The organism is Veillonella sp. (assembly GCF_019414865.1).
GTDB lineage: Bacteria > Bacillota > Negativicutes > Veillonellales > Veillonellaceae > Veillonella.
The window spans coordinates 1-10612 of record NZ_DXLG01000053.1 but is presented as its reverse complement, the minus strand read 5'-3'; the positions used below and the strand labels follow the sequence as shown (position 1 = coordinate 10612).

The following is a 10612-nucleotide window of genomic DNA, read 5'->3' as shown; positions in this document are numbered from 1 at the left end:
ATATAATATATTTGTGATATAAGACATTGCAAATTTTGTTGATACAATAATTATAACTCAGTTCTCTAGGTAATTCGAATACTTTCTATAGAAATTCTATAGATTGCAATATTCATATACATTGACTGATACTTGTATCTTCCATGTCTTCATTGCATGTATAGTTTTTCAGTAAGGAGAAGTTCAAAATGAGCGAACTAAAAATGCCTCAAGTAGGGGCAAGCCGAAGCGAAATTGTGGCTAATTGGCAACCAGATAATCCAGAATTTTGGGAAAAGTTTGGTAAAAAAATTGCTAAACAAAACTTGGTTATATCCACAATTGCATTAACCCTTTCATTCTGTGTATGGTATTTATGGGCAACCATTGCAGCGCAACTCAACGGCGCAGGCTTTAATTTCACAACCGATCAATTATTTACCTTAGCTGCGTTGCCAGGCCTTGTAGGTGCTACATTACGTTTTGTATATACCTACATGCCAGCCTTAATCGGTGGTAAAAACTGGACATTTATTTCCACACTTATTCTATTAGTTCCTGTTGTATGGCTCGGCTTTGCCGTTCAAGATACAACAACTTCTTATACGACATTCATGATTTTGACTGCCCTTATCGGTTTAGCGGGCGCCAACTTCTCGTCCTCCATGGCGTACATTGGCAACTTCTTCCCTAAATCCGAAAAAGGTACTGCTCTTGGTATCAACGGCGGCGTTGGTAACCTTGGTATTTCCGTAATCTACTTCTTAGCTCCATTCGCTATGGGTTCTGCTGCATTAGGTAGCGTATTCGGTGTAACACCAGCTATCATTAAAGGTAATGCAGTATATCTTGCTAATGCTGCTTTCATGTGGATTGTACCACTCGTTGTTATCCTTGCACTTATGACACGATTCATGGATAACTTGCCATTAGAAAAACCAAATCCTAAAAACCTTGTACAAATCTTTGGTAATAAACACACTTGGGCACTTACATTGTTATATACCTGTTCCTTCGGTGCCTTCTCTGGTTATGCAGCAGCACTTGGTCTATTAGTAGGTAAAGAATTCCCAGAAGTACCATTTGCTTCTATCGCATTCGTAGGTCCACTTGTAGCAGGTGCACTTCGTCCTGTAGGTGGTTGGTTAGCAGACAAAATTAACAGCGGTACAAAAGTTACCTTTGTAAGCCTTCTCGGACTATGTGCTACAACAGCTCTAATTGCAGTTGGCGTAGATATGCACAACTTCCCATTCTTCTTTGCTATGTCCGTGTTGACATTCGTATGCTGTGGCTTCGCAACTGGCGCTACATTCCGTATGATTCCTCACGTATTCGGTAATCCATTGCTTTCCTCTTTAATCACAGGCTTCGTAGCTGCCGTAGCTGCATACGGTGCATTCATTACACCTAAAATCTTCGGCTTTGTATATTCCACATTCGGTAATATCCATCCAGCCTTCGCAGTATTGTTAGCCTTCAACATCGTAACTGTAGCAGTATGCTACTGGTTCTATGTACGTAAAAGCGCGAACATGAACGTATAATTTTCTGGAACAGAAAATTTACGTTCACATCAGCATACTACAAAATATAATTCACTTTTCTTAACTAAGTGATAAAAGAAACCCCGCATCTCTCCTCCATACTTATCAGGTCTGCGGCCTAGGGCCTTGACCTCGTAAGTCGGATCAATGCGGGGTTTTCTTTTATAAGAATATAGTTATGGATATCCTACTCAAACATAGTGAATTATATTTTACGCAGTACAAGACGTTAACAAATTTTCTGTTCAAAATTATAACCTTCATTTCAAGGGAAGAAAAGGGGACTGCTAAGCAGTCCCTTTTATTATCCAAAGATTTCTTCTAGTAATGCATCGTCGATGATGGTACCAACGTAGAAGTCGCTAAAGATGCCGTATTTTGCACTGGCGATTTCAAAGCGCATATCGTATACGATTTTTTTGAATTGGATGTCGTCGTTACTGAAGATAGTAATACCCCATTCCCAGTCGTCTAGTCCACAGCCACCTGTTGTAAATTCAGATAGAACGTCTAAATATGTTTTACCAAGCTCGCCGTGAGATTTCATCAACATGCCGCGTTCTTGTGGTGGTAGCATGAACCAGTTGTCATCACCTTCACGTTTTTTGCTCATGTTATAGAAGCAGATGTATTTATCGCGAGGTACATGAGGGTACAGTTTTTGGTTGACTTCTTCTGTATCGAGTTTAGCTTTAACGTAAGCACTGACTTCTGTTACAGATGTATAGGAATATGTTTGAACTAATACGCTTGCAATAGCGAGGCGACGGAATTTGCGTTCTACTTGTGCCAAGTATTCAAGGGATGGACCAAGGATCCATAGGATTAAATCCCCTTTTGCGCCATTGCAATCATAGAATGCATAGCTACCTTCTTTAGCTTGATGTTTAGCCTCAAGATCCGCTAAAAATACTTTTAATTCGTTGCGCGCTTCCGCTTTTTCTTCAGCTGTAAAGCAGTTCCATGCGCTAAAGTCCATGGCAAATACCATGTGTTGGCTATGCCAACCTTCTACTGTAGGGATTGCTTTCCCCATTATGATCACTCCTATCTATGGTGATTATATTAAAATGATATATTTCTATTACTATAAGAATCGAAAAGACTCCATATACTATTATAGCATATGGAGTCTTTTCTTATAATTATTTATTAATATTAGTTCTCACTACTTAATATTAGTTTTCATTACTGCCTACAATAGACTGTATGAGTTCTTTCGCCTGTTTCACACCATCAGGAATACCAATTCCATCAAATGGAGTGCCAATAAGGTGTAAGTTTGGATAATTCTCGGCTACATGTTTACGCACAGCTGTAATACCTGCCCGATGGCCCACATTATATTGCGGCATGCAGTGGATGAGACGATTGATACGAACCCATTCAGGTTGCGTAGAGAAACTCATAATGCGTTGAATTTCTTTCACTGCTAATTCTGAAAGTTCCTCATCATTGAGATGTTCTACTACATCATTGCCAGGTTTACCGATAAAGACGCGCAATACAATCTTATCGTCAGGCGTTGTTTGTGGCCACTTTTGATTAAGGATTGTACATGCCGTGAGCGGTGTATCTGTGTTGCGTGTAATCAACAGGCCAGAGCCTTTTAATTCACCATCGAAGGTACTTTTATCAAAGGCCATGATGGCAATAGCGCAACTAGACTGTTCCATGGAGCGCAAGAAATCAAAACCAGTATCATCTTTAAACCACTGATTATACGTTGCCGGCGGTGTGCAGATGATCACGTGATCTGCATTAGCAGTAACGTCATCACTACTAGTTCTCATATCAAGGCCTAATTCTACATTGGAATTTTCATGACTTGCTAATTGACCGTTACAGTTACAGTCCTCGGAATCTTGTTTTACGACGTCTAATGCATATTGACCATCGGTGTAGCGAATATCAGAGACTAATGCACTGGTATGTAGTGATACATTGCTAGGCATTGCTTCAACGATGGCCGTAATAACGCTTTCAAGACCACCTGTCAATTGACGGAACATGCCAGATTGAGCAGCAGTGCCCTTGCGACTTGCCATATCCGCATGTGCCTTAGTGGCCTTCGCTTCATGACTTTCAAATTGACGGTCTGTCATAGTCCCTTTACCAGCACGCGGTACGTCACCTTCAGCAACAGCACCTTTAGCCGCTTTAGTAACCCCCGCTTTGGAGTGGCCCATCTTAGCAGCCATCATACCTTTTACCATATTCCCATATTTTTGTTCTACTTGAATAAAATGAGGGAACGTAGACAATAAACTGATTTTATAGATATCGCCACCATAGATACCAGCTAATAATGGTTCGATGAGCTTATCCATCATTTCTTGTCCCAAATGGTATTTAAAGAAGTGACCAATGGATACATCACCATTTTTATCGAGCTGATAAGGCTTTTTAAAGTAATCTAAGCTAGCGCGCAATTTCCCAGGCCACGAAATGAGCGTTGCTTTCACAAAAGGCATCATTTCCGTTGGAATCCCCATGATAGAACCACCTGGAATAGGATGTATGGAACCCTTGTCATACACAAAGGCTTGCCCTGTTTCATTCGATACAAGGGTGTCCCCTAATCCGAGATCATAGACGAGATCCGTCATTTCCGTTTTACGGCCTAAGTAAGAATCAGGTCCCAGCTCAACCACGAAGTCATCGACGCGTTGTGTTTGTATTTTCCCACCAAATCGTGGTGCTTGTTCATAAAGAGTGATGGTCCAGTCCGGCTTTGCATGGCCTAAATAATAAGCCGCTGTCAATCCGGTTAAGCCACCGCCCACTATTGTTACATTCACGAATGAATCCTTTCTATTATTGCACTCGCCATCGCTTGCAAGAATGTTTCATCACAATTCGGCATTTCTGCACGCATATATACAGCGCCGCCAGCATCAACGAGTTCTTTACACTCTACATCATTATCGTACAATACCTCTACATGATTGCTTACAAAGCCAAATGGTACAAAGGCTATATGTATCGCACCACTACGTAGAGCTTGATTGATTGCTTCCGCTACGGTTGGCCCTAACCATTGTCCGTGAGGGGCTGCGCTCTGCCAAGCTACAGACCACTGTTCTAAACCACAACGTTCTGCGATTTCTTTTGCACTTTCCTCTAAGGCCAATGCATAAGAGTCTCCATTATGACTATTAATAAGAGGTATGCTATGAGCACTAAAAATAACAAATACATCTTTAGTGTCATTGATGCAGTCTGAAACTGCTTTTACCCAATACTCGATAAAGGAAGGTTGATCCCACCAAGCACGAATAACATCAAAGGTTACATCTTGAAAGCCACAAATTGCAGCCTGCACTTGTTTCTCATAAGCGCCAGTACCAAGAGACGTAAAGAATGGGGCCGTTACGATAGCGATAATATGCTCTACACCTTGTTTGACTAATGCATCTACCGCATCAGCAATGGACGGCTTCATATGAAGATATCCAATGGCCGATGGTATGGATGGCAACAAAGTAAGCAGTCTATTATATTGACGTTCTGCCATCGTTTGTAATTCTACGTTGGACCACTGACCAATGACATCATAACGATGGGTAAGATTTGCAACTTCAGCATCGGTCGGCACGCGACCATGACGAATACTCGTCATATATGGTACTAAATCATCCTTACTTGAAGGGCTACCATAGGATAAGAATAATAATCCTTTTTTATCGATGTTCACTAGCTTACCCCTCTTGTGCCCATAATTCACGACTGCGTTCATGTACATAGTCTGTGAGCCAATGGAGCTTTTTAGGATCCGCCTCTGGGAATACGCCATGACCTAAGTTAAAGATATGACGGCCATAACGAACACCATCAAGTAAGATACGATCCACTTCGTGAGCTAATGTTTTTTCATCAGCGAATAAGTAGGCTGGATCGAGATTACCTTGTACCGTTTGTGTTACGCCTCGTTCATTAGCCATAACGATGGAGCTACGCCAATCAAGAGCGATTACATCCAATGGCAAATGAGACCAAATAGATACAAGATGATCTGTACCAACACCATTCATAGCCATAGGCAAGTTAGGATATCGCTTCTTTACAGTCTTAATAATGCGTTCCATATGAGGATAAATACCTTGTTTATATTGGTCCGCATTCACTGCACCAACCCAAGAGTCGAAGATTTGTAATGCATTCGCACCTGCTTCGGCTTGCATAGACAAATATTCAATGGACATATCTGCTAACTTTGTCATCAATGCATTCCACACATCTGGTGCACCGATGAGCATGCCACGGGTCTTATTATAATTCTTTGTTGGTCCCCCTTCGATGAGGTAAGACGCAATCGTAAATGGTGCGCCACAGAACCCAATGAGCGGAACATCGAGCATACCAGATGTTAATAGACTAATCGTTTTTCCAATATAATCTACCTTTGTAGGATCAAAGGTATCTAATGTATCTACATCAGCCATGGAGCGAATTGGTGTATTAAACACAGGGCCCACACCAGCCTTGAGTTCTACGTTTACATTCATCCCCACCATAGGACTCATAATGTCCTTATAAAGGATGGCTGCATCTACGCCGTATTCTTTTACAGGTAGCTCTGTAACACGAGCACATAATTCAGGCTCTTTTGTAATTTCAAAGAGTGTATATTTTTCTTTAATTTTGCGATATTCCGCTTGGCTACGACCAGCTTGGCGCATATACCACACAGGTGTTACACCAGGGTTCTTACCTTGGATCATATCTAAATATGCTGTATTCAAGTACTCAACCTCTTTCTTTCTAATCAATACTAACACACTATGATAACTAAAACAGTTACTTTAGTTACATCATTTGTAACGTCGCCATTACTATTCCCTGTGAAAGCTATATACCTTCACAGGGGTTACATTTAATTGCGACTTAATCTATGGCAATCAATACCTGTAACGGATTGAGCCATATCAAATACAGAGCGTTGGCATGTAAACAACCAGATTTGTTGGTTCTTGCCTATTTCTGCTAATAGTTCTAAGGCACTACGTTGACGGTTTTCATCAAAGCGCACGAGAATATCGTCTAGGATAATTGGCAAGGATTCAACTTGGTAAGAGAATACCTTAGCTAATGCTAGGCGCAATGCCAAGTAGACTTGATCGGCTAATCCACTAGACCAGAACTTAAGTTCTAAGCGTTCTCCATTACCATTAACCAGTGCTACCCCTTCGTTGATCCCGAGGATATCAAAGGTATAAATACCGCCAGTCAAACGTTCTATATAAGAAGATGCAAGCTCTAACATATGAGGCTGTTTTTCTTGCTCGTACGATTGTTGAGCCTTATCCATGCAGTGGCTCATCAACACTTGAGTAGCCCAATCTTCGAGAGCAGATTCTAACTCATTTTGCAACGCTTCCCGTTCTTGAAGCATTTGGTGTTGCTCTTGGTCAGAACCTAGGGCACGCATAGACTCCACAATTTGACCACGGCGCTCATATAATATTGCCAACTTGTCTTCAATGGATGCTATTTCTCGTTCAGAATGCGCCAATTCATCAAGCCAATTATCCTTATTGCCTTCACGCAAGCGACGATAGAATAAATCTCTATTCTCCGCATCAGGAGCTAATAAATCTAACTGTACCTGACTTTGCTTGTAAATGGTTTGCCATTGCTTGTATTGGTCTTCATCGATAAGATGTTGACGATACTCGTTGGAGCTTTCCATGCCAGCCTTGTGCAAGAGCTCTTGTTGACGAAGTAGCAATTCTTTTTCTTTGCGGTGCCAATTATCGTATTCATTGCGGAAGCTTTTACGTTGTGCTTCCTTTTGTTCCCATACAATTTTATTTTGTTGGAAGTTTTTATATTGGTTATAAATACGTTTTAACTCTGTAGGAGATACAGGAGCCTCAACACCAAGGTTATACCACAAGGTCATGGCTTGGTCTTCGATAACACGTAAGCCCTCTTTGTGCTCTGCTAAGCGCTTTTCATAACCTTCAATAGTACGTAACTGTTCATGATACTGATCGTACTCTTGTTTGAGACCGAAGAAATCATCTTCGTTAAGGCTCTTCGCCGCACCTTGAGGCAACCAATTCTGCCAAGCTGCAAGGGCTTCATCATAAATAGCTTGCAACGTATGACCTTCTTGGACCCAACGATCAAGATGTGCCGCCCCTTCTATGGATGGAATTGGGCTCACCACAGGTGTTGCGGCTTTAACCAACGCCTCTAGCTGATGTTCTACATCAGATTTACGAGAGGACAAGATTTGTAACTCATAGTTCAGTTTAGATACATCAGAATTACCATTATGGCGTTTCCATGTTGCATACCAGAACAATGCCATCGATAGGATTAACAATATAAAGCCACCGATTGTATATAGGACGGACTCTAATACTAAGAGGCCCGCTAATACAAGTAGTACACCAATAACGGCTGCTACACCGCTAATGCGTTGTAACCATTTTGGCAAATGACTCGGTTGTGCATCTGGACCATAGCTATCTCGTTTTTCCGTAACTCGATCTATATCCATCAAGATAAGCTCTAGTTCACGTTCAAGATGTTCTTTTTTTGCCAAGTCTTCTTCACTGTAATTTGGCAAGGATGCCCCGTCAAGGTTAGCTGCTGGCAAATCATCAGATGCCTCAGCAGGTTTACGATCTTGCCAATGCAATAATTGGTCTTTAGCAGTACGCAAGCGACTTGCTAAGCGCTCACCTTCAAACCAATTCACATCATCGGCCATCGGTTCATCATCACGCCATGCTGAATGCATAGAACGAGAAAATTCTAATTGTTCCCGTACCTTAAAGATGTACGCATCCCCTTCTTCACATTCACGGCGCAATTGTTCCCATTTAGCACCTTGTTGGATGAGGTCTTCAATATCTTGACCATAGGTGCCAAACGGACTATCAGGACTAAAGTTAGCCGGCATTAGGGCCGCTTCCTTCTCCTGCCACAGCTGCATGTTGTCTCTAGCGCGTTTGATTTCCTCATCGATACGAAGGAACTCATCACGGCTCAAGGCAAGCTCGCTATTATACTGCTGCATGTGCATACGCGCTTCTTCGCTACGACGATACGTATCCCACGCGCGCAATACCACATCTATACCATCGCGGTATTCTTTCCACTCTTGCAACTGACCTTGCAATTCTGCCTCAGTCTGCTCTGTACTGTGAAAGGCCTTTTGCAGTTCTACATATTGCGCTTCATGCTCGGCTAAATGGCTTAACTTTTGGCGATTTTCCTTAAGCTCATCCATCAACACGTTGATGCGGCGTTTACCATTGGAGGACGCTACCAATAAATCAGTAGCTCCTTTTTCAACGTCTTTTACAACAGAGCCCAAGTGTTCCCCACCTTCAGCACCGAAGAAGCGGGATCGAATCTCTACCTCTTGCAACACATCGAGGCCTTGTAAATCATCAAGGGTTAATCCGAAAATCCGGTTATATGTTTTTTTATCGATACCATGCCACCAATGTTGAGCAGGCTCTTCATGAATGGCAGGATGTCCAGGACTGTAAAAGTCTAGTTGTTTACCCTTACGACCGATGTAGTAGCTTTCACCATTACGCTCCACATCGAGGGCACCCGTCATAGGACCATAAGCCTTATGCGTACCGCCGAATAAAAGGGTGCGCATCCCTTCAAGAAGAGATGTTTTACCACTTTCATTAGGACCATACATGAGCTGAACCCCATGATCACCGGTAGTGAAAGACCAGTCGCGATACGGGCCAAATTCATCAAATCGTATGCGTTTAATGTTCATCGTTAGCCCCCATCAATACAGTAACACCTTCAATTTCACAGCGCTTCAAGGCACGCAATAATAACTCATCACTCAACAAATCGGCATATACACCTAAGCGTTTAAATTCAGGACGTTCTGCCAAAATTTGACGTGCCGTCTGTACTGCATTACCATCAACCATATCGTCATAGGCGCGCAAATAATCGCCTACCACATCAGATAACAATCTACGCTCCGCTAAATTGATACTAAGACGCGTATTACACATCACGCGGTATGGCATAACGAATATAGATTTACTCTTCTCTTCGCTTTGAGACTCTTGCAACCATAATTTACGCACACCTTCTTGTGTACATAAACGATGCAATGGCCCTGTGCCTACGAGAACAATAGAAAGTAAAATGTTTTTCTTATACTGTTTACGCAAGTTTTCTTTCTTATGGCGTAAAATTTCTAAGAATTCTGCTTCAGTTTTCATGCCCGCAATATCAATTTTGATTTCTTCAAAACGGATAGCACTGGTTTCAATAAATCGAGGTTCACAATGACCATTATGGGATACAGAAACAAGATAGCACCCCTTAGGGCCTATTTCTTTGCGGTGTAAACCTTGAGGATTACCAGCATATACAACGAGAGGTTCCTCGCTAAGAACTTGAGATTTATGAATATGTCCTAACGCCCAATAGTCCATGGCTGCTTCTGCTAGGTCTGTTAAACTACACGGACCAGTTACATTATGATTTTCAGATCCTGCACTAGAACCGACTGTGCCGTGCATAACTGCAAAAGAAAACTCATCTCGTTCAAAGGCACGGTATTGGCGCGCATAATTGTCACTTTCATTACCATGGCCACAGCTAATGCCGTAAACGCCACCAATTTCTATATTGTTAACAATTAATGGGAAACGTTGTACTTGTTCACTAGAGAATACATGCACATTGTCAGGCATCTGTAATTGAGCCTTCCAGCTTTCAGCAGGGTCATGATTACCTTGCACCATATAAACTGCAATGCGATGCTCTGCCAAGCGATACATGGCACGTACAAAGCGCACTTGAGCCTCTAAATTATGGTCTTCGCTATTATAAATATCACCAGCTATGACAACAGCATGAACATGCTCATCGATAGCAGTGTCAATAATTGTATCAAAGGCTACATAGGTTGCTTCGCTCACGGCGCGATCAACGGCGCGGCTAATACCTGTAGCATATTGGAAGGGTGCCCCTAAATGCAGGTCACCACAGTGTATAAATCGAAATGGCTGCATCTATATCCACTCCTTATATTAGTACTTTTATTATAGTTATATATAGTAATTACAATACTCTATTAT

At 41.9% G+C, this 10612-nt stretch carries 7 protein-coding genes; 1 reads left to right on the top strand and 6 read right to left on the bottom strand.

Annotation, left to right across the window (positions count from 1 at the left end; genetic code table 11):
• Positions 1 to 188 precede the first annotated feature (188 nt).
• On the top strand, positions 189 to 1526 hold the full coding sequence (locus tag QZ334_RS04795; protein ID WP_295232370.1) for an MFS transporter: 1338 nt from the start codon (positions 189 to 191) through the stop codon (positions 1524 to 1526).
• 304 nt (positions 1527 to 1830) lie between these two features.
• On the opposite strand, the gene hemQ is transcribed toward QZ334_RS04795, so the two are convergent.
• The 6 genes from hemQ to QZ334_RS04765 form a co-directional block, all read right to left on the bottom strand.
• Positions 1831 to 2562, bottom strand: coding sequence for a hydrogen peroxide-dependent heme synthase (gene hemQ, locus QZ334_RS04790; RefSeq protein ID WP_005387634.1), 732 nt, complete (start codon positions 2560 to 2562; stop codon positions 1831 to 1833).
• A gap of 142 nt (positions 2563 to 2704) precedes the next feature.
• The gene (gene hemG / locus QZ334_RS04785; protein WP_295232368.1) at positions 2705 to 4327 is read right to left on the bottom strand and encodes a protoporphyrinogen oxidase; all 1623 of its coding nucleotides are present in this window, start codon (positions 4325 to 4327) and stop codon (positions 2705 to 2707) included.
• Positions 4324 to 5223 carry a ferrochelatase gene (gene hemH, locus QZ334_RS04780; protein ID WP_295232367.1) on the bottom strand — a complete coding sequence of 300 codons (900 nt, stop codon included), beginning with the start codon at positions 5221 to 5223 and terminating at the stop codon, positions 4324 to 4326. The genes hemG and hemH overlap by 4 nt, the downstream gene beginning before the upstream one ends.
• 4 nt (positions 5224 to 5227) lie before the next feature.
• On the bottom strand, positions 5228 to 6271 hold the full coding sequence (gene hemE, locus QZ334_RS04775) for a uroporphyrinogen decarboxylase (protein ID WP_227720510.1): 1044 nt from the start codon (positions 6269 to 6271) through the stop codon (positions 5228 to 5230).
• 131 nt (positions 6272 to 6402) lie between these two features.
• A complete protein-coding gene (locus QZ334_RS04770; RefSeq protein WP_295232363.1) occupies positions 6403 to 9285 on the bottom strand; it encodes an ATP-binding protein in 2883 nt (960 codons plus the stop codon).
• Positions 9275 to 10546: a metallophosphoesterase family protein gene (locus QZ334_RS04765; RefSeq protein WP_295232360.1), complete on the bottom strand. Its 1272-nt coding sequence runs from the start codon at positions 10544 to 10546 to the stop codon at positions 9275 to 9277. Before QZ334_RS04765 ends, QZ334_RS04770 begins: the two co-directional genes overlap by 11 nt.
• Between the last annotated feature and the right edge of the window lie 66 nt (positions 10547 to 10612).